Origin of the sequence: Corynebacterium sp. (assembly GCF_012837295.1) — a bacterium.
Taxonomy (GTDB): domain Bacteria; phylum Actinomycetota; class Actinomycetes; order Mycobacteriales; family Mycobacteriaceae; genus Corynebacterium.
On record NZ_DURI01000370.1, the window covers coordinates 1 to 18,598 of the forward strand.

General features: G+C 69.1%; 17 protein-coding genes and 1 tRNA gene. 10 read left to right on the forward strand and 8 right to left on the reverse strand.

Going from position 1 to position 18,598, the window contains the following annotated elements; translation table 11 throughout:
• The first annotated feature begins 22 nt into the window (after positions 1 to 22).
• From mshD to pstB, 5 genes are all read left to right on the forward strand, one after another.
• The gene (gene mshD / locus GX015_RS12080; RefSeq protein ID WP_291345403.1) at positions 23 to 910 is read left to right on the forward strand and encodes a mycothiol synthase; all 888 of its coding nucleotides are present in this window, start codon (positions 23 to 25) and stop codon (positions 908 to 910) included.
• A gap of 229 nt (positions 911 to 1,139) precedes the next feature.
• Positions 1,140 to 2,234, forward strand: coding sequence for a phosphate ABC transporter substrate-binding protein PstS (pstS, locus tag GX015_RS12085; RefSeq protein ID WP_278826809.1), 1,095 nt, complete (start codon positions 1,140 to 1,142; stop codon positions 2,232 to 2,234).
• Positions 2,235 to 2,457: 223 nt separating this feature from the next.
• Entirely contained in the window at positions 2,458 to 3,483 is a 1,026-nt protein-coding gene (gene pstC, locus GX015_RS12090; protein WP_291345410.1) for a phosphate ABC transporter permease subunit PstC, read from the forward strand.
• Between the two features lie 10 nt (positions 3,484 to 3,493).
• Complete coding sequence (pstA, locus tag GX015_RS12095) at positions 3,494 to 4,429, forward strand: phosphate ABC transporter permease PstA (protein WP_278826808.1); 936 nt, start codon at positions 3,494 to 3,496, stop codon at positions 4,427 to 4,429.
• A 38-nt stretch (positions 4,430 to 4,467) separates the two neighbouring features.
• Entirely contained in the window at positions 4,468 to 5,244 is a 777-nt protein-coding gene (gene pstB / locus GX015_RS12100; RefSeq protein WP_120983868.1) for a phosphate ABC transporter ATP-binding protein PstB, read from the forward strand.
• A 199-nt stretch (positions 5,245 to 5,443) separates the two neighbouring features.
• On the opposite strand, the gene phoU is transcribed toward pstB, so the two are convergent.
• Positions 5,444 to 6,172, reverse strand: coding sequence for a phosphate signaling complex protein PhoU (phoU, locus tag GX015_RS12105; protein ID WP_306509694.1), 729 nt, complete (start codon positions 6,170 to 6,172; stop codon positions 5,444 to 5,446).
• A 92-nt stretch (positions 6,173 to 6,264) separates the two neighbouring features.
• Positions 6,265 to 7,422: a tRNA dihydrouridine synthase DusB gene (gene dusB, locus GX015_RS12110; protein WP_291345411.1), complete on the reverse strand. Its 1,158-nt coding sequence runs from the start codon at positions 7,420 to 7,422 to the stop codon at positions 6,265 to 6,267.
• Between the two features lie 152 nt (positions 7,423 to 7,574).
• On the opposite strand from dusB, the gene GX015_RS12115 reads away from it, so the two are divergent.
• Positions 7,575 to 8,870, forward strand: a complete 1,296-nt coding sequence (locus GX015_RS12115) for an acetyl-CoA hydrolase/transferase C-terminal domain-containing protein (protein WP_052753149.1) — start codon at positions 7,575 to 7,577, stop codon at positions 8,868 to 8,870.
• A gap of 96 nt (positions 8,871 to 8,966) precedes the next feature.
• Here the strand turns inward: GX015_RS12115 and GX015_RS12120 are convergent, their stop codons facing one another.
• The gene (locus GX015_RS12120) at positions 8,967 to 9,110 is read right to left on the reverse strand and encodes a hypothetical protein (protein ID WP_155868014.1); all 144 of its coding nucleotides are present in this window, start codon (positions 9,108 to 9,110) and stop codon (positions 8,967 to 8,969) included.
• A gap of 201 nt (positions 9,111 to 9,311) precedes the next feature.
• Between GX015_RS12120 and GX015_RS12125 the strand changes: the two genes are divergently transcribed.
• On the forward strand, positions 9,312 to 10,352 hold the full coding sequence (locus GX015_RS12125) for a hypothetical protein (protein ID WP_291345404.1): 1,041 nt from the start codon (positions 9,312 to 9,314) through the stop codon (positions 10,350 to 10,352).
• A 15-nt stretch (positions 10,353 to 10,367) separates the two neighbouring features.
• Here the strand turns inward: GX015_RS12125 and cydC are convergent, their stop codons facing one another.
• Genes cydC through GX015_RS12145 form a run of 4 tightly spaced genes read right to left on the reverse strand, consistent with a single transcriptional unit; the run spans position 10,368 to position 15,992 of the window.
• Positions 10,368 to 11,939: a thiol reductant ABC exporter subunit CydC gene (gene cydC / locus GX015_RS12130; protein ID WP_120983871.1), complete on the reverse strand. Its 1,572-nt coding sequence runs from the start codon at positions 11,937 to 11,939 to the stop codon at positions 10,368 to 10,370.
• A complete protein-coding gene (locus GX015_RS12135) occupies positions 11,936 to 13,450 on the reverse strand; it encodes an ABC transporter transmembrane domain-containing protein (protein ID WP_291345405.1) in 1,515 nt (504 codons plus the stop codon). Before GX015_RS12135 ends, cydC begins: the two co-directional genes overlap by 4 nt.
• Positions 13,447 to 14,451, reverse strand: a complete 1,005-nt coding sequence (cydB, locus tag GX015_RS12140; protein ID WP_291345412.1) for a cytochrome d ubiquinol oxidase subunit II — start codon at positions 14,449 to 14,451, stop codon at positions 13,447 to 13,449. Before cydB ends, GX015_RS12135 begins: the two co-directional genes overlap by 4 nt.
• A 14-nt stretch (positions 14,452 to 14,465) precedes the next feature.
• Positions 14,466 to 15,992, reverse strand: coding sequence for a cytochrome ubiquinol oxidase subunit I (locus GX015_RS12145; RefSeq protein ID WP_291345406.1), 1,527 nt, complete (start codon positions 15,990 to 15,992; stop codon positions 14,466 to 14,468).
• Positions 15,993 to 16,295: 303 nt separating this feature from the next.
• Between GX015_RS12145 and GX015_RS12150 the strand changes: the two genes are divergently transcribed.
• Positions 16,296 to 16,368: transfer RNA gene (locus GX015_RS12150), tRNA-Lys, on the forward strand.
• A 97-nt stretch (positions 16,369 to 16,465) separates the two neighbouring features.
• Here the strand turns inward: GX015_RS12150 and GX015_RS12155 are convergent.
• Positions 16,466 to 16,765, reverse strand: a complete 300-nt coding sequence (locus tag GX015_RS12155; protein ID WP_291345407.1) for an Ltp family lipoprotein — start codon at positions 16,763 to 16,765, stop codon at positions 16,466 to 16,468.
• A 161-nt stretch (positions 16,766 to 16,926) separates the two neighbouring features.
• Between GX015_RS12155 and GX015_RS12160 the strand changes: the two genes are divergently transcribed.
• Positions 16,927 to 17,529 carry a TetR/AcrR family transcriptional regulator gene (locus GX015_RS12160; RefSeq protein ID WP_291345408.1) on the forward strand — a complete coding sequence of 201 codons (603 nt, stop codon included), beginning with the start codon at positions 16,927 to 16,929 and terminating at the stop codon, positions 17,527 to 17,529.
• A partial coding sequence (locus GX015_RS12165) for a DUF3533 domain-containing protein (protein ID WP_291345409.1) occupies positions 17,526 to 18,598 on the forward strand: 1,073 nt, incomplete at its 3' end. The genes GX015_RS12160 and GX015_RS12165, both read left to right, overlap by 4 nt.

An 18,598-nucleotide genomic window follows, 5' to 3' on the forward strand; every position in this document is an offset into this window, starting at 1 on the left:
AACCGGAAGAGGTTGCGCAGGCATGACTTTCACCATCGAGATCGGGACTCCCGAGCCGGCCGCCGCGCGGGCGCTGCTGGAGTCCGTCGCAGGGGCGGACGGGGTCGAGCCCTTCGGCGAGGCGTTCGTCCGGGGCCTCGAGGACGAGGACGCCGGCCACCGGCACGTGCAGCTGCTTGACGACGGCGCACTGTGCGGATTGGCCGGCGTGGCCGACGATTCCGCCGAATTGGCGGTGTCACCGGACGTGCGGCGCCGTGGCGGGGGAAAGGCGATGCTCGACGCGGTCGACAGGCTCGTCGGAAAGCAACTTCCCGTGTGGGCGCACGGTGACGTGGCGGGTGCGGCCGAGCTGGCCGCCGCGACCGGCCGGAAGGTCGTGCGCGAACTGCTGCAGATGACCGCGGGCGGGGAGGCCATTGTGCAGCTGGCCGACGACGAGCCCGCGCCGCGGGGCATCCGGCTGGAGAACCTGCCGGCGGCGCGGGAACGCATGGGGGACGGCGCCGTCGACGAGGCCTGGCTGGCGGTCAACAACGAGGCGTTCGACTGGCACCCCGAACAGGGCGGATGGGATGCCGGGCGGCTGCGCCGGGCCCGCCGCGTGGAATGGTTCGACCCGGCGGGCGTGCTCTTCGCCGTCGACGCGGAATCGGGGGAGATCCTCGGATTCCACTGGACCAAATGGCACGGCGGCGGGGTCGGCGAGGTGTACGTCATCGGTCTGGCCGGGGCGGCGCGCGGGCGCGGGGTCGGCGGGTGGCTGACGCGCGCGGGAATGCGGCATCTCCGCGATCGCGGCGCGGATCGGGTAATCCTGTACGTGGAGGGGGACAACGAACCGGCCGTGCGGACGTACGAGCGAACCGGTTTCGACGTCACGCGGCGCGACGTCATGTACGGGGTGTGATCGACATCTCCGGGTAGGTGACGGAAGTACGTCTCGCGTTCACTTTTCGTTCATCTTTTGCACGGGATCCGGCAACCATCGGCCGATAGGTTTCCCAATCAGCGGAGTCCGACCGGACTTCGAAGGTTGTTATGGGGCGTGCTCTTCAACGGCACGGCCCGGACGAATCGAAAACGACAGCCCCGTCGGGCACTTGCCCGAAACCGAGAATTCTCCCGGAGGAACACCCGTGCTGAAGAACACCCGCCGCCGCGCCACCATCCTCGGCCTGACCGCCGTCGCCGGCCTGACCCTGTCCGCCTGCTCCGAGACCGGTTCCACCGGCGAGTCCCAGGTCGAGGGCCTCTCCGAGACCACCGGCGAGCTGCAGGGCGAGGGCGCCACCTCCCAGCAGCGCGCGATGGACCTGTTCGCGACCCTCTTCGAGTCCAACTCGCCGGGTTCGACCCTGTCCTACAACGCCACGGGCTCCGGCTCGGGCCAGTCGCAGTTCATCGCCAACACCGTCGCGTTCGCCGGCTCCGACTCGCCGCTGAAGGACGAACAGATCGCCGACGCCGCCGAGCGCTGCGGCGGCAACGACGCCTGGCACCTGCCCATGGTCATCGGCCCCGTCGCCATCGCCTACAACCTGGAGGGCGTCGATGTCTCCCTCACCCCGGCCCTGACCGCCCAGATCTTCGACGGCAAGATCACCAAGTGGAACGACCCGGCCATCGCCGAGGTCAACGAGGGCGTCGAGCTGCCCGACACCGACATCTCGGTCGTCTACCGCTCCGAGGAGTCGGGCACCACCGACAACTTCATGAAGTTCCTGACCTCGGCCGCCCCGGAGGACTGGGAGCACGAGGCCTCCAAGTCCTTCCCGACCGCCAACGGCCAGGGCGCCAACGGCTCCGCGGGCGTCGTCGACCAGGTCGCCCAGGTTCCGGGCGCCATCACCTACGTCGAGGCCGGCTTCGCCAAGGACAAGGACCTGGGCATCGCCAAGATGGACTTCGGCAACGGCCCGGTCGAGCTCAACGCCGACACCGTGGGCACCGCGCTCGACCAGGTCGAGTTCTCCGGCGAGGGCAACGACATGGTCGTCGACGCCGAGGCCCTGTTCGCCATGGACGCCGAGGGCGCCTACCCGCTGGTGCTGACGACCTACGAGATCGTCTGCTCCGCGGGCTACGACGAGACCACCCGCGACCTGGTCAAGAACTTCTTCAAGATCGTCCTGGAGGAGGGCCAGTCGCAGGAGCTCGAGGACCTCGGCTACATCCCGGTCCAGGGCGAGTTCAAGCAGAAGCTCGTCGACGCCGTCGACGCCATCCAGTAAGACGGTTCGACCGCGGTGAGCCGTGGCGCGCCCGGCACCCCGGGCCGCGTCGCCTCCCCGCACCACCTCATCTGCACCGCGGCCGACGGGCCCGATCCGCGCGATAACCGCGTGCGATCAGGGCCGTCGGCCAGTGGCACGTGATGGGGACCCGCAACACCAGGCTAACCCAGCTAAGGAAACACCAATGACTTCCTCCACCTCCGCGAAAGGGGATTCGGCGATGACCGAGCAGGACCAGGGGGCACACGACGCCTCCACCCTGTCGAACGCGCCGCGCCTCGGCGTGGACGGCGGCCCGGCCGGCGACGAGCCGGTCGTGACCAAGGGCGTCGTGCGCCCCGGCGACCGGATTTTCCGGACCCTGTCGGTCGGCGCCGCGTCCCTCGTCACCGCGTCGATCATCGCGATCGCAGTCTTCCTGATCCTCCGCGCCGTTCCGTCGATGCGGAACAACGAGGCGAACTTCTTCACCTACGACGAGCGGTGGAACCTCGCCGACACGTCGGCGATGTACTTCGGCATCCCGAATCTGTTCATGGTGACCGTCGCCGTGTCGGTGCTGGCGCTGATCATCGCGATGCCCATCGCCCTGGGCATCGCGATCTTCCTGACCAGCTACGCGCCGAAGAAGCTGGTCAAGCCGCTGGGTTACCTGGTGGACCTGCTCGCTGCGGTGCCGTCGATCGTTTACGGCCTGTGGGGCTTCATGGCCCTCGGCCCGTTCCTCGGCGGCTTCTACACGTGGGGGGCCGAGAACCTCTCGGGCATCTTCCTGTTCAGCACCTACGCCAACTCGCCGGCGTTCGAAACCGGCCGCAACCTCTTCACCGGTGGCGTGGTCCTGGCCATCATGATCCTGCCGGTCATCGCGGCGACCACCCGCGAGGTGTTCGTCCAGACCCCGCGCGGCCACATCGAAGCGTCCCTGGCGCTCGGCGCGACCCGCTGGGAGACCGTCAAGCTGGCCGTGCTGCCCTTCGGCAAGTCCGGCTACATCTCCGGTTCGATGCTGGGCCTGGGCCGCGCCCTCGGCGAGACGATGGCGCTGTACATGGTCATTTCCCCGTCGGACGCGTTCCGCGGTTCGTTCTTCGACGGCGGCACGACCTTCGCCACGGCCATCGCCAACGCGGCACCGGAGTTCAACGACGACCTGAAGGCGGGCGCGTACATGTCCGCCGGTCTGGTCCTGTTCTTCCTGACCTTCGTGGTCAACTCCGCCGCCCGAATCATCGCCAAGAAGTAGGGAGCAGACAATGGCCACCGACAATCAGGCGGTCCTGGACAAGGACCCCACCGCCAAGGTTTCCACGACCGATTCCGCGTTCACCCCGATCAAGGGTTCGCGCAAGGCGTCCGACAAGGTCGCGTCCTTCTTCATCTACGCGTGCATGGCGCTCGCGCTGGTTCCGCTGATCTGGGTGCTGTTCGAGGTGATCACCCGCGGCGCGCCGATGATCCTCTCCGCCGAGTGGTGGACGTCGTCGCAGCTCGGCGTCACCGTCGGCTCCCAGAGCGGCGGCGTCGCCCACGCCATCATCGGCACCATCGTGCAGGCGCTGGTGACCTCGCTGATCACCGTCCCGTTCGGCATCTTCGTCGCCATCTACCTGGTGGAGTACGCCGGCAACTCGCGCCTGGGCAAGATCACCACCTTCATGGTGGACATCCTCTCCGGCGTCCCGTCGATCGTCGCCTCGCTGTTCATCTACTCGATGTGGGTGGTCATGTTCGGCATGAGCCGCTCCGGCTTCGCGGTATCGCTGGCCCTGGTGCTACTGATGCTGCCGATCGTCGTCCGCAACACCGAGGAAATGCTCCGCGTCGTCCCCGCCGACCTGCGCGAGGCGTCCTACGCCCTGGGCGTGCCCAAGTGGAAGACGATCGCGAAGATCGTCCTGCCGACCGCGCTGTCCGGCATCGTCACCGGCATCATGCTCGCCGTCGCCCGCGTCATGGGCGAGTCGGCCCCGATGCTGATCCTGGTCGCGACGTCGCGAATCATCACCTGGAACCCGTTCGGCCAGTCGCAGTCCTCGCTGCCGCTGTTCATGCTCGACATGTACAAGGCCGGCAACACCGGCGCCGCGTTCGACAAGATGTGGGGCGCCGCGCTGACGCTGGTGCTCATCATCGCGCTGATCAACATCGTCGCGCGCGTCATCTCCGCCAAGTTCTCCGTCAAGCAGTAGCGGCCGCAGGCCCTTTTCAAGGAAAGAGACAACAAGTCATGGCCAAGCGCCTCGATCTCAACAACGTCGACATCTTCTACGGCGACTTCCACGCCGTGAAGGACGTCAACCTCCACGTCCCGCCGCGTTCCGTCACCGCCTTCATCGGCCCCTCCGGCTGCGGCAAGTCCACCGTGCTCCGCTCGCTCAACCGCATGCACGAGGTCATCCCCGGCGCGTACGTCAAGGGCGAGGTCCTCCTGGACGGCGAGAACATCTACGGCCCGAAGATCGACCCGGTGTCGGTCCGCAACACCATCGGCATGGTGTTCCAGCGCCCCAACCCGTTCCCGACCATGTCCATCGAGGACAACGTCGTCGCCGGCCTGAAGCTGTCCGGTGAGAAGAACAAGAAGAAGCTCAAGGAGGTCGCCGAGAAGTCCCTGCGTTCGGCGAACCTTTGGGACGAGGTCAAGGACCGCCTGGACAAGCCGGGTGGCGGTCTCTCCGGCGGCCAGCAGCAGCGCCTGTGCATCGCCCGCGCCATCGCGGTCGAGCCGGAGGTCCTGCTCATGGACGAGCCCTGTTCGGCCCTGGACCCCATTTCCACGCTGGCGATCGAGGACCTGATCCACGAGCTGAAGGAAGACTTCACCATCGTCATCGTCACGCACAACATGCAGCAGGCCGCGCGCGTCTCCGACCAGACCGCGTTCTACTCGCTCGAGGCGACCGGCAAGCCCGGCCAGCTCGTCGAGGTCGGCGCGACGAAGAAGATCTTCGAGAACCCGGACAAGAAGGAGACCGAGGACTACATCTCCGGTCGCTTCGGCTAAACCGCCTTTTCCGCTTCACGACGAACCCCGCACCCACCCGGAAGGGTGGGGAGCGGGGTTTTCGCGCGGGAGCCCGAGCAGGGATAGAGCGCAGCGGGCAAACACCGGAACGGGGACCACGAAGAACCCGCCCTGGGCCTGCATGGCGTGGGGCGGGTTCGGCTACGTCTGGTTCGGCTGCGTACGAGCGGGAGACGACTCAGGAGTTGAAGTGGCGTGCCATGTCGCTCAACCGTTTGGTGATCGCGGCGCGGCGGTCCTCGGAGTCGAGTTCGCGCAGGTAGTCCTCCTGCTTGTAGCCGGTGGCCAGGTAGACGATGCGGGCGGCGACGGCCACGGCGTGGTCGGCGTAGCGCTCGAAGTAGCGGCTCAGCAGGGTCACGTCGACCGTCGCGGCCGGCGAATGCGGCCAGTCGTCGGTGGTGGTGAGGGTGAACAGGTGGCTGTGGATGTCGTCGATGGCGTCGTCGTCGTCGCTGACCTTCAGGGCGCTGGCGACGTCGTAGTCGATCAGGACCTGACGGGTGTCGTGGGTGATCTTGTCGGCGACGGAGGCCATCTCGCGGAAGTAGCCCTCGATCTCCTCGGGCAGGGCCTTTTCGGGGTGGCGACGGCGGGCGGTGTTGGCGATGTGGACCGACAGGGCGCCCATGCGGGCCATGTCCTCGACGATGTAGATGCCGGAGACGACCTGGCGCAGATCGCGGGCCACGGGGGCCTCGCGGGCGAGCAGCTCGAAGGCCCGGTCCTCCGCGGAGATCCGGAATTCGTCGAGCTTGTCCAGCGAGCTGAGGACCGACTCGGCGGCCTCGAGGTCGGCATCGAAAAGCGCCTTGCAAGCGGCGCGGTGCATGCCATGGACGTGGTCGCACATGACGATCAGTCCGTGGGCGAGGTTGTCCATCTGTTCGCGGTAAACGGTGCGCATGGGCACCAATAGTAGGACCTTCGGCGACTATTCGCCTGTTGAGACCAGCGGAGGGTTCCCAGCCACCGGTTTCGCCCCCGATTGAGGGACGATTAACCGCCGGAATGCATCAAATCCGCTCCCTCGGGCACGGTTTCATCCTCGGGGTCATCGAGCCAGCCTTCGGGGAGGACCACCTTGCCCGGAGAGCCCTGCCGCCCGCGGGCGCCATCTGCGTCGTCGGGCAGGGCGTCGGCGTGGGGGCCGTCGGCAAGTGGGGCCAGGACTTCGTCGAGCTCCGCGAGCGTGGCCACCCGCGCCAGGGAGGAGCGGACCTCCGAGCCGGCCGGATAGCCGCGCAGGTACCAGCCGACGTGCTTGCGCAGGTCACGGCAGCCCTTGCGCTCGCCTTCATGCTCAACCAGAAGGCCCGCGTGGCGCCGGATGATGGCGGCGACCTCCGCCAGCGTCGGGGGATCGGGCACGGGCAGGCCGCGCAGCTCCGCCGACAGCTCTGCGAACAGCCACGGGCGGCCCAGGCAGCCGCGGCCGACGACGACGCCGTCGCAGCCGGTCTCGTCCATCATGCGGCGGGCGTCGCCGGCGGCGAAGATGTCGCCGTTGCCCAACACCGGGACGCTCGCGTGCCCCGAGTCGACCATGTGTTCCTTCAGCCGGGCGATCTGCGACCAATCGGCCTGCCCGGAATAGCGCTGCGACGCCGTGCGGGCGTGCAGGGCCACGGCGACGGCACCCTGGTCCGCGGCGATGCGGCCGGCGTCGAGGTGCGTGTGGTGGTCGTCGTCGATGCCGACTCGGAACTTCACGGTCACCGGGATGTCGGTGCCCTCGGTGGCGCGCACGGCCGCGGCGACGATGTTTCCGAACAGGCGGCGCTTGTACGGCAGGGCCGAACCGCCGCCGCGCCGGGTCACCTTGGGCACGGGGCAGCCGAAGTTCATGTCGATGTGGTCGGCGAGGTTCTCGTCGACGATCATCTTCGCGGCCTCGTAGGTCCACTCGGGATCCGTGGTGTACAGCTGCAGGCTGCGCGGGTCCTCGTCGTCGGCGAACGTGGTCATGTGCATGGTCTTTTCGTTGCGCTCCACCAGGGCGCGCGCGGTGACCATCTCGCAGACGTAGAGGCCGGCGACGGTGCCCATGCGCTCGCGCTCCTGCTCGCGGCACAGCGTGCGGAACGCCACGTTGGTCACGCCCGCCATGGGGGCGAGCACGACGGGCGAGGCGAGCTGGTGGGGTCCGATGCGCAGGTCAGTCACGCCCGCATTGTCGCACCGGCGGCGGCGTCGCGGAAATCGCGTTCCGGCGCCGCGACAGGCGAACACCGTCCCCCGGGGGTGGTTTGTATCTCAATCCAATGTTTATTGTGTGAAAGGTCATTAACTCAACGGAAGGATCCCCCGTGCACGACCATCTCGACCTGGCCCCCGAGGCACTGCTGGAGCACATCAAGCCCGGCACGAAGATCCTCGTTCCCGTCGCCGCCTGCGAGCCGTCCGCACTGCTGGACATGCTCGAGGCCCACGCCGAGCAGTTCGAGGACGTCCACGTCTATCAGATGTGCACCGAGTCGACGCGGCCGTATCAGATGGGGGAGTACCCGGGGAAGCTCACGCACCACGAGTTCTTCCTCGGCGGCGGTTCCCGCAAGGGCCACTCCAACGGCACGACCGAGCTGTACCCGGTGAGCTTCTCCATGATCCCGGAGCTCGTCCGCGACCACGTCAAGCCGGACATCCTCATCGCGTCCGTGTCCGAGCCCGACGAGCACGGGTACATGGCCATCGGCCTCGGCGCCGACTACTCCGTCCAGTTCATCGGCAACCTGCCGATCTTCGGCGAGATCAACGCGAAGGTCCCGCACTCGCTGGGCCAGAACCAGATCCACGCCCGCCAGATGGTCGGCGCCACGCGTTCCGACGCCGATCTGCTCGAAGTCCCGCCGACCTTGCCGGAGGTCGGCTCGGCCGACCACCGGATCGCCGAGTTCATCGCGCCGGAGATCCAGGACCGGGATTGCCTGCAGCTGGGCATCGGGCGCCTGCCCAACGCCATCCTGGCGATGCTCAAGGACCGCAAGGACCTGGGCGTGCACACCGAGCTGATGTCCGACGGCGTCATGGACCTGGTCGAATGCGGTGCGGTGACCGGCCGGTTCAAGCGTTCGCACCAGCGACAGTGCGTGGCCACCTTCATCATGGGCACCCGCAAGCTCTATGACTGGGTCGACCGCAACCCTGCGGTGTACCTGGATTCCGTCGAGCGGACCAACGATCCCTTCCTCATCGGCCTGGAGCCGAACATGGTCAGCGTCAACGCCACCACCGAGGTGGACCTGCTCGGCCAGGCCGCCTCGGAGACCGTCGCCGGCCGGTTCTACTCCGGCTCCGGCGGACAGCTGGACTTCGCCATCGGCGCGCGCCGTTCCCCGGGCGGGCGCGGCTACATCGTGTGCCCGTCCGTCACCCGCGACGGCACCAGCAAGATCAAGGTCAAGCTCGGCCCGAACTCGCCCGTGACCACGCACAAGAACTACATCGACAACGTCGTCACCGAACACGGCATCGCCCGGCTGCGCGGCACGGACTACTCGACCCGGGCCCAGCGCCTCATCGAGGTCGCCCACCCCGACCATCGCGAGGACCTCTACCGCGAGGCGCGCGAGCTCAACATCATCTCGCGGCTGTCGGCGAAGTAGGCGCGGCGGCCGCTGACCGGCCGTCGTAAAGCGAAAGGCCCCGCCCCGAAAGCAATCGGGGCGGGTCCTGGCGTGTCCGGGGACGGGTAAGGCGGGCTAGTAGTTGGCCGGCGGATCGCTGGCGGGGAAGGTCTCCTCCAGCTCCTGGTCGATCTCCTGCTCGGACGGCTGGGAGTCGCCCGGGTTCTCGGTGGCGTCGTCCTTCGGGTCGTGGTCGCGGTCGTTGCGCGGGTCGGTCATCGTGCCCCTCCTTCGGGTGGCTGCAAACATGCTTCCGGCGTGAATGCCGTGACTGAAGTGTACGCCGTGAACCAAAGGGGCGAAAGGGAGAAAGTGATCCGCGACATGCCCCGCGATTGACGGGTCGGGGCGAAGTGTCGCGGATACGGTGGCCCCAACGGGCTGCGAGGGCCGGCCCACCAGAGGATCAGGGGACCCCGCATGAAACTGAAGAAGAGCGCGTCGCTCATCGCCGCGATCGCCGCCGCAACCGCCACCATCGCCGTTCCGGCCGCGAATTCCGTCACCGTCGGGCCCGGCAGTCCGATCCGCATGCCGGAGCCGGGCGCCGCCGTCGACGACGGCCGCCACGTCAAGACGGGCATGTGCTCGACCGGCGTGCCGGGCACCGTCACCGACGCCGACGGCGTGCAGCACCGCGTGATCATCACAGCCGGCCACTGCGTCAACCCCGACGGCAACCCGCAGCTTCCCCAGTCCACCGGCGAGATCTTCGCCCCGACCCACGACGGCAACGTGCGCATCGGCGAGGTCGGCCCGGCCGGCTTCCCCCTCATGGACGAAAACGACCCCGCCGCCGGGGACCTCGGCGCCGTCCTCGACTCCACGTTCAACGGCTCGGACTACGCCTTCATCGTCGTCGACGAGGGCGTCGGAACCACCTCGGTCAGCCAGTCCGTCGACGAAAACGGCGTCGCCGGCGGCAACGGCGGCCGCATCGTCGGCGCCGACGGCGTCCCCATGACCGGCGTCGTCGACTACCGCGAGCTCAAGCCGGGCGAGGTGTCCGTGGACAACTTCGGCCGCCCCATCTGCTCCGACGGCTCGCGCACCGGCCGCAACTGCGGCGTCCAGGTCTTCCGCGTCCGCAACGGCGTCTGGGCGGTCTCGTACCTGGGCAAGGGCGACTCCGGCGGCAACGCCTACGACCCGATCACCAACCAGGCGATCGGCGTGAACTCGATGGCCATCGGCCCCGTCGCCCGCTACCAGCCGGTCGACCAGGCTATCCAGGACGCCTACGGCGTCGAGGACGGCAAGGTCAACGAGCACTTCGCCGTCGAGGAATCCACCGCACCGCAGAGCGACTTCCGCACCATCGGCCAGGACGTCGCCGCCGACCAGGCGTGGATCGCCGAGAACGAGCCCGCGCCCGAGCCCGGCGCCGGTTCCCTGATCCCGGGCCTGCCGGAGCTGCCGGAGCTGCCGCTGCCGCAGTTGCCGTCGCTGCAGCTCCAGTAGCCGGGCCAGCCCGGATCAGCGCGGGTGCTCGACGACCACGACGGTCCGCTCGGCCCGCGCGCCGGGCAAGTCGGGGGCGTCGAGGATCGCGCGCAGTTCGGCCGCCCCGGCGTCGTCGAGGTGCTCGAAGGGTTCGTCGAGCAGCAAGATCGGCGCGTCGGTGAGCAGCGCCCGCGCCAGCAGCAATCGCCGCCGTTGGCCGCCGGACAGGTCGGCGGCGCCGGAGGGCAGGACGGTGGACAAGCCGTCGGGAAGCCCCTCGGCCCAGGTGCCGAGACCGACCGCGTGCAGGGTCGCCGACATCAGTTCATCGGTGGCGCGCGGGGCGCCGACGGCGAGGTTGTCCCGCACGGTCGTGGCGAACACGTGCCCGTCCTCGGCCACGAACAAGGCGCCGTCTGCGCGGAACTCGCCGCCGCGGGGCGGCAGCAGGCCGGCGAGCGTCATCAGCAGCGTGGTCTTGCCGGATCCCGACGGTCCGACGATGGTGTGGCGCGCGCCAAAGGGCAGGTCCAGATCCGCGGCGCCGACGTCGCGGCCATGGCCGTAGCGCAGGCCGCGAGCGCGGAGCATGGGGCGGGCGGGGCCCGGCTCGCGTGTCGACGGCTCATCGACATCCGATTCGGCCGCGCCGGCGAGTTCCGCGAGTCGGCGTGCGGCCCCCGCGGCGCCGGTGACCGCGACCGCCGCGCCGGGCAGAGCGGCGACGGATTCGAAGGCGGCCAACGGCAGCAGTGCGAGCACGCCGAGCCATTGCGGGGAATGATCTGGCGCGGCCAGGCCCGCGACCACGAGCACGGCGACGACCGTCAGCGCCGACGCGAGGACCGAGACGGCGGCTCCGGCGGCGTCGGCGGGTGCGGCGGATTCGTCCGCGGCGGCCAACGTGCGGGCGGCGCGGTCCGCGTCGGCGAGCGCCCCGTCGATCTCTCCGCGCACGCGCAGGGCGGGGGCGTCGGCGAGCACGCGGTCCACGGCGGTGACGTGGTCTTCCAGAGCTCTGGCACGTTCGGCGGCGGCGGTCCTCGTCGCCCGGGCCGCCGCCCACGGCGCGGCGGTGCCGGCGATGATCAGCCCCACCGCCAGCACGATCGCGGCGGTGGGGGAGAGCAGGGCGGTGAACGCCACCGCCGCCACCGACGTCACCGCCGCGACGCCGGCGGGCACGAGGGCGCGGACCACGACGTCCGACACGAGGTCGACGTCGTCGCCCAGGCGGGTGAGCAAGTCGCCGCGGCCCAGGCGCAGGGCGCGGGACGGCGGACCGTCGGCGAGCATCCGATAGGCGTTGGCGCGGGTGCGGGCCGCGCAGGTCAGGGCCAGATCGTGGGAGACCACGCGGTCGACGTAGCGGAACACGGCCCGCGAGATGCCCAGGGCGCGCACGGCGGTCACGGCGACGGTGAGGTCCATGACGCTCGGCTGCTGCCACGCCTTCGTGATCAGCCACGCCGACACGATGGTCAGCGCCAGCGCCGACAGCAGCGTCACCGACCCGGCGGCGACGGGGGCGATGAGCTCGCGCCACGTCAGCCCGGTCAGCGGGCGCGCGGAACGCAGGGCGCGGACGTCGGCGGACAGGCTCATGGGGTCACCTCGATCACGGCGTCCGCGGCGGCGAGCACGAGCGGATCGTGCGAGGCGACCAGGACGGTCGCCCCGGCGTTCGCCCGGTCGCGCAACAGGGCGAGCATCTCGGCGGCGTTGGCCTCGTCAAGGTGGGCGGTCGGCTCGTCGAGGATGAGCAGCTCCCGGCCCCGCAGCAGTTCCGCGCCGACGGCGACCCGCTGGCGTTCGCCGAGCGACAGTCCCGACGCATCGCCGACGAGCGCAGCATCGAGCACCGGGCGCTGCGGGACGTAAGAGGTCCGCCGCCACAGGTCCTCGCCGGCGATCGCGCCGTCCGGGGCGACGGCGGCCGCGGATCCGGTCACGCCGTCGGTGACGATGCCTAGCAGCGCCAGCAGCGCCGTCGACTTGCCCGAGCCGTTCTCGCCGGCCAGCACCGTGACCGCGCCGGGCTCGGCGACGCCGGTCAGGTCGCGCGGCCGGTCGCCGTCGCGGCCGGAGGCGGTGAGGCCGTCGAAGATCACCCGGATGCCGTCCCCGGCATGCCCTTGCATTGCGACGGACGACGGGGGCGCGGGATCGTCGTCAAGCGAAAAGACGGCGTCGATGGCCGCCAACCCGTCCTGGGCGTCGTGGAAACGCACGCCGACGTCGCGGACCGGGCCGTAGACCTCCGGGACGATGATGAGCACCGTCAGCCCCGCCGCCAACGTCATGCCGCCGTCGAGGAGACGGAAGCCGATGCCGACCGCGACGAGGGCCACCGACAGCGTCGCCAGGAACTCGAGGACGAACCCCGACAGGAACGCGATGCGCAACACGGACATCGTGGAGGAGCGGTGGGTCTCCGACAGGCGGCGGATTTCGGCGGCCGGTGCGCGCCGGCGGCCGAAGGCGCGCAGCGTGGGCAGGCCCGCGACCAAGTCGAGCATTTGGTCCGACAGCACCCCCAAGTCGCGCAGGCGGCGGGCCGTGCGGCCGGCGGTGAGCGTCCCCACCAGCCACATGAAGATGGGGATGAGCGGCAACGTGACCAGCGCGATCAACGCCGATCCGGGGTCGAACCACCACACCGCGGCCAGTGCGGCCGGGGCTGCGATGACCGTGGAGGCCAGAGCCGGCAGGTATCCGGCGACGTATGGGCCCACGCCCTCGATGCCCTCGCCGAGCAGGGTGCGCCACGACGCGCGGTCGAGGTGGCGCGGATCGGCGACGGCCAGGCGGGCCAGCGTTCGGGAGCGCAGATCGGCGACGACCTCGGCACCCGCGCGGCGGCCGAAGCGGGCCTCCGCCCACGCGATGGCCGCGCGGGTCACGGCGATGACGGAGAGGGCGAAGAGATGCCCGGCGTAATCGGCGACCGTGCCGTCACCGACGATGAGGCCCGCGGCGACCGTGCCGACGAGGACGCCGAATGCGAGCACGCCCACGACCCGCAGCGCCGCCAGCAGCGCGGCCACGGCGATCCACCGCCGGGCCGGCGCGGACAGCCTGGCCAGTCGGGGATCGACGGGGCCGCGGCGGGTCATGCGGTGACCGGCTCCGCGGTGATGCGCTTGCGGAACACCCAATACGTCCAGCCCTGGTACGCGATGACCAGCGGGGTGATGAACAGCGCCGCCCACGTCATGATGGTCAGCGTGTACGGGTTCGACGAGGCGTTCCAGACGTCGAGGCCCGCGCCGTCGGCCAGCGTGGTGGGCATCAGCCACGGGAACAGCGAGCCGAAGATGAGCGCGGTCACGGCGATGACGGCGGCCGACGTCGCGGCGAACGCGATGCCGTCGCGGCCCCGCAGGACCATGGCCACCCCGCCGACGACCCCGAGCAGCGCGATGGCGGTGACCGCCCACGTCCACGGCTTGCCGTGCGCCAGCTGCGTCCACAGCACGAACGCCGCGCCGAGGACCGTGGCCGCCGCGGCGACCGGCAGGAGAACGCGGTGGGCGGATTCGCGGAGCTCGCCGGCGGTCTTCAGCCGCAGGAACGTCAGCCCATGCAGCACGAACACCGCCGTCAGCGCCGCGCCGCCGAGCAACGCGTAGGGGTTGAGCAGGCCGAGCAGGACGTCGGGGCCGCTGGACATGCCGTGGTCGGCGTCGAGCGGCACGCCCCGGACCAGGTTGGCCACCGCCACGCCCCACAGGATCGGCGGCAACCACGAGCCGGCGATGATCGCGGCGTCGCAGCGGCGCCGCCACACGGGATCGTCGACCTTCTTGCGCCACTCCAGGCCGACGATGCGGACGATGAGCGCCAGCAGAATGAGGAACAGGGGCAGATAGAAGCCGGAGAACATGGTGGCGTACCACTCGGGGAACGCCGCGAACAGCGCACCGCCGGCCGTGATCAGCCACACCTCGTTGCCGTCCCACACGGGGCCGATGGTGCGCAGCATGGCGCTGCGGCGGGCCTCGTCGCGGCCGAGGATCGGCAGCAGGATGCCGATGCCGAAGTCGAATCCCTCCAACAGGAAGTACCCGGCGAACAGGAACGCCACCAGGATGAACCACAACACGGGCAGGTCGATTCCGAACATGTCGCTCACGCGTCCTTTCCGGCCGGTGCGGCCTCGGCGGTGAACCGGACCGGGGCGGCCGCGCCGACGGTGGCCGACGGGCCTTCGCCGGTGGCGGCCGGCCCCGATTCGGGCGGTGGCCCGGCGACGACCACCCGTTGGATGAGCCGGAACCACACGATCGCGAGGATCAGGTAGATGAGCGTGAAGCCGATCAGCGTCAGCAGCACGAGCCAGGGCGCGTGATCGGAAACGCCCATGTCGACCGTCATCCGGATCAGTTCCGTCCGCGGATCGCCGAAGGATTCCGGATGCGGGTGCACCACCCAGGGCTGCCGGCCCATCTCGGTGAAGATCCAGCCGGCCGAGTTGGCCAGGAACGGGAACGGGATCGCGGCCAGCGAACCCCACGCGAACCAGGTCGCCCACTTGCCCTGCGGCAGACGGCCGCCGCGGGTGAACAGCCAGCTGAAGAAGGCGATGGCCAGCGAGCCCACCATCAGGCCGATCATCGCGCGGAAGGACCAGTAGGTGACGAACAGGTTCGGTTGGTAATTTCCCGGGCCGAACATCATCTCGTAGCGCTGCTGCAGATCGAGCACGCCTTCGAGGGTCACGCCGGAGAACTTCCCCTCAGCCAGGAAGGGCAGCACCCACGGCACGTCCAGCACGTGGATGACGGATTCGCAGTTGTTGTGCGTGCCGATGGACAGGACGGAGAAGTTCGGGTCCACTTCCGTGGAGCACAGCGATTCCGCCGACGCCATCTTCATCGGCTGCTGCACGAACATGAGCTTCGCCTGGACGTCGCCGGTGAACGCCACCCCGATCGAAGAGAGCACCACCGTCCACCAGGCCATTCGGTGCGCGGGACGGTGGGCGTCGTGGCGGGAGACGTCGTCAAGCGAATCCTTGCCCTGCCGTGCCGCCCGGACCATCCACCATCCCGTCACGCCGAGCACGAAAGTGCCGGCCGTGAGGAAGGCGCCCGCCACCGCGTGCGGGAACGCCGCCAGCGCCGTCGGGTTGGTCAGCAGCGCGACGATGTCCGTCAGCTCCGCGCGGCCGGTCTCCGGGTTGTACTCCGCGCCGACCGGGTGCTGCATGAAGGAATTGGCCACGATGATGAAGTACGCCGACAAATTCACCGCCACCGCGACGACCCAGATCGACGCCGTGTGCAGCCAACCGGGGATGCGGCCCCAGCCGAAGATCCACAGGCCCAGGAACGTCGACTCGAGGAAGAACGCGATCAGGCCCTCCAGTGCCAACGGCCCGCCGAAGACGTCGCCGACCATCCGCGAGTACTCCGACCAGTTCATGCCGAACTGGAACTCCTGCACGATGCCCGTGGCCACGCCCATGGCGAAGTTGATCAGGAACACCGTGCCGAAGAAACGGGTCGCCCGGTACCAATGGGCCTTCCCCGTCGTCTGCCACATCGTCTGCATCAGCGCGACCATCGGCGCCAAACCGATGGTCAGCGGCACGAAAATGAAGTGGTAGACGGTGGTGATGCCGAACTGCCACCGTGACACGTCCACGACGTCCATGAACTCTCCTCAGTGAAAAGCGGGCCGTAGAAAAAGGGTGCGCGAAGGTCCGCAGGCAAAATAGCTCTCACCGTGTCAGTCGTCCCAGAGCCTCGGTTGGTTCCCGGCCCCGATAGGGGAGGGGGTAATCGAAGTGCGTTAATGCCTGCTTGACGACGGCCTGTCGTGATACCCGACGGGGGTGAACATTTGTGACCCAAGTGATTCCCGGCACGGCGTGGGTGAGAGTGTTTTCGTCGCCCCGGGGGCGGGGCGGTAAGATCCCCACATCGTCGCGTCGGGCCGCAGGTGCCGGCGTGGCGAGGGCCTCTAGCTCAGTTGGTAGAGCTGCGGACTTTTAATCCGTAGGTCGTGGGTTCGAGCCCCACGGGGCCCACTACTGGCGTTTTGGCCGCGAATCACCCCGCCCCATGTGGCGGGGTTTTTTCGTGCGCAGTGTGGCCGGGGGCGGGCGAGAGTGTCCGTGGTGCAACTCAGAGGTTTACGACGGCGTACTGGGCCGCCTGTGGCGAGAGCTGCTCGCCGTATCCGGAGGTCGGCTGATCGTGGAGGCCGGCCTTCCGAAGCGCGAACTTGAACTCGGCGGGAACATCTTCGTCGGTGGGCGCCCTTTCCTCCGACGGAGTCTCCTCGGTGGGAGTTTCAGGGGCGGCCGCGGCTGGGCGCCGCACTGATTCGGGGGGCGGATTCGGCCGCACATTGCCGTCGACCCACTGGTTACGGGGGCCGTACGGGTTGGACTGGCCGCCGTTCGGCGGGGGAGGATTCGTCATCGTGTACTCCGGGCGGCCATTCGGGAATGCGGATCGAATTGTTTTCAAACATTCAATCCTCGGCCAAATCGCATGTGTTTCATGGGGGTGGAGTGCCGGAGGTGAAAGCTCTGTCCGTGGCGCAATTGCGCAAAGCCGGTTTACAGGTGTAAAAAGTTTACATGCGTAAAATCCTGAGTTCGCCACGTCCGTGGTCACGGTCGCGTGACAAGCTGCGCGCGGCCGCCGCCGTCCTGTTGGACCAGCGGGACCCCGTGGACATCACCATCACCGACCTGGCCAACGAAGCCGGCGTGAGCCGCCCGACCTTCTACGCCGTCTACGGCGACCTTTCCGAGGCCTGGGCCGACGCCGCGGTCCTCCGGCTGGAGCAGGCCTTCGAAGGATTGGACCCCGTCGCCGACGGATTCGACTCCGGCGATTCCGGGAAGATCCTCGAGGTCATCGGCATCGCCGTCGAAAAGCTCGAGCCCCACGTCGACTTCATGCACCGCGTCCTCGCCGGCCCGGGCGGCCCCGAAGTTCTCCGCCAGTCCATCGACTATCTGGCGGGACGGATCCTCGCCGCCCCGACCCTCGGCGCAAGTCTCGCAGCAGGGCCGCTGGCACCGGAAACCGCCGCTCGTGGCGTCGCCGCCTCCATCGCGTGGACCGCGGCGCAGTGGGTGGGCGACGACGACCGTGGCCCGCTCGACGAGCTCGTCTCCGACCTCGGAGTCCTGCTCGTCCGGGGCGTCGACGGGGGATTGGGGGCCGCGCGATGAGCCGAGACACCCGCGACCCCCGCCGGACACTGGCGTTCTGGTTGGCGCCGACCCTCGCCGTCGCCCTGCTGACGATCTTCTTCGGCGGCGCCTATCTCACCGGCAACGTCAACCCCAAAAAGAACCTCCATGAATTTCCGATCGCCATCGTCAACGCCGACCGCGGCGCGGGCACCCTCGACGGCACCGAGTTGAGGGCGGGCGACCAGGTCGTCGAAGGCATCGTCGACGGCATCGACGACGAGCAATTCGACCTCCGCCAGATCAGCGGCCAAGAGGCCATCGAACAAATGTCGCGCGGCGAACTCTACGGCGCGATCGTCATCCCCGAGAACTTCAGTTCCCGCCTCAACGCCTGGGGCATCGGCACCATGGTCGACAACGAGGTCGTCGCCCCGGACATCCGCATCATCTCCAACCCCGCGGCCGGTCTGGGCGCGTCGACCATCGTCAAGGAGGTCGGCTTCCAAGTTCGCACGCAGGTCGACGAAGCCGTCGGCGAGCAACTGCTGGAAAAGGTCGAAGCCGCCGCTGCGGACGCGCCGGAAGGGGAGGGGCCGACCGGCACCGCCCTGGCCGCCGCGGCGCACCCGGTCGACTTCAAATTCGAGGACTTCCACCCGCTTCCCGACGGCACCGGCAACGGCCTGTCCGCGTTCTACTGGACGCTGCTCATCGTGCTAGCGGGCTTCACCGGCGCAATGGTGACGGGCCAGATCGTCGACAACCGCCTGGGCATCCACTCGCTGGAGTGGGGCCCGATCTTCGTGCGGCACCACCACCATCGCGTGTCGCGGCTGTCGACCCTCGTGGTGAAGTTCGGCATGTCCGCCACCCAGGCCGCCCTCGTCGCGGCGCTGTACGTGGCCATCGGCTCGATGGTCGGAATGCCCCTGCACAAGCCGTTCGCCCTGTGGGGCTTTACCGCCGCGATGATCCTCGCCGTCGGCTGGGTAAGTCACGCCATCAACGCGTTGCTGGGCAACCCGGGATTGATCGTCAACCTCATCGCGTTCATCGTCCTCGGCCTGCCGTCCGCGGGCGGCACCCTGCCGCTGGAGGCGGTGCC

What these genes read in the sequence shown, in the direction of transcription:
- cydC (WP_120983871.1), bottom strand. Translation starts at nt 11,939, where the DNA reads ATGAGCCTGTCCGCCGACGTCCGCGCCCTGCGTTCCGCGCGCCCGCTG.
- pstC (WP_291345410.1), top strand. Translation starts at nt 2,458, where the DNA reads ATGACCGAGCAGGACCAGGGGGCACACGACGCCTCCACCCTGTCGAAC.
- pstA (WP_278826808.1), top strand. Translation starts at nt 3,494, where the DNA reads ATGGCCACCGACAATCAGGCGGTCCTGGACAAGGACCCCACCGCCAAG.
- phoU (WP_306509694.1), bottom strand. Translation starts at nt 6,172, where the DNA reads ATGCGCACCGTTTACCGCGAACAGATGGACAACCTCGCCCACGGACTG.
- pstB (WP_120983868.1), top strand. Translation starts at nt 4,468, where the DNA reads ATGGCCAAGCGCCTCGATCTCAACAACGTCGACATCTTCTACGGCGAC.
- GX015_RS12155 (WP_291345407.1), bottom strand. Translation starts at nt 16,765, where the DNA reads ATGACGAATCCTCCCCCGCCGAACGGCGGCCAGTCCAACCCGTACGGC.
- GX015_RS12135 (WP_291345405.1), bottom strand. Translation starts at nt 13,450, where the DNA reads ATGACCCGCCGCGGCCCCGTCGATCCCCGACTGGCCAGGCTGTCCGCG.
- GX015_RS12120 (WP_155868014.1), bottom strand. Translation starts at nt 9,110, where the DNA reads ATGACCGACCCGCGCAACGACCGCGACCACGACCCGAAGGACGACGCC.
- GX015_RS12125 (WP_291345404.1), top strand. Translation starts at nt 9,312, where the DNA reads ATGAAACTGAAGAAGAGCGCGTCGCTCATCGCCGCGATCGCCGCCGCA.
- GX015_RS12145 (WP_291345406.1), bottom strand. Translation starts at nt 15,992, where the DNA reads ATGGACGTCGTGGACGTGTCACGGTGGCAGTTCGGCATCACCACCGTC.
- GX015_RS12160 (WP_291345408.1), top strand. Translation starts at nt 16,927, where the DNA reads ATGCGTAAAATCCTGAGTTCGCCACGTCCGTGGTCACGGTCGCGTGAC.
- mshD (WP_291345403.1), top strand. Translation starts at nt 23, where the DNA reads ATGACTTTCACCATCGAGATCGGGACTCCCGAGCCGGCCGCCGCGCGG.